The 588-nt window shown below is 45.6% G+C and carries 1 pseudogene; it reads right to left on the bottom strand.

What is annotated here, in order from left to right:
* Nucleotides 1–588, bottom strand: a pseudogene (locus R7Z77_RS27045) (error-prone DNA polymerase); the annotation flags it as partial.

Below are 588 nucleotides of genomic sequence, written 5' to 3'. Positions count from 1 at the left end.
CTGGCATAGTCTTCAATAAGGCTTTCATATTCAGATGGCTGTGCTTGATAGCTAACGCTTGGCTCTTCGATATGATGAAACAAAGGCAAATCGGACAGTGAATCCATCGCTGCCCAACGTGCGTTATAACGGTTACCCGATAAGATCTGAAAGGCATTTGCAGAAGCTAATAATTCGATATCACGACGACTTCTCAAGATTTGTTTGACCTCTTGTATTGAGTGATAGCCCGTTTTTGGTCGTCGTTCGACTAAGCGAGTCGCGCCTTCCTCATTAAAGCCTTTAACCAATCGAAAGCCCAGTTGCACACCAAGTCGGCCATTGGGGCGTTGAATCAAATGATGCTGGTAATAGGAATGATTGACACAGATAGGCAGAACTTCGACGCCGTGACGACGAGCGTCTTGCACCAATTGAGAAGGGCTGTAAAACCCCATTGGTTGGCTGTTTAACAGTGCCGTATAAAACTCTGCGGGATAGTAGTATTTTAGCCATGCCGAGCAATACGCCAAAACGGCGAAAGACGCTGAATGACTTTCTGGAAATCCGTATTCACCAAAGCCACAAATTTGTTCAAAAATGCGCTCC

It is taken from the genome of Vibrio sp. 1401, from assembly GCF_033340295.1.
This window is presented reverse-complemented; position numbering and strand designations above follow the sequence as displayed.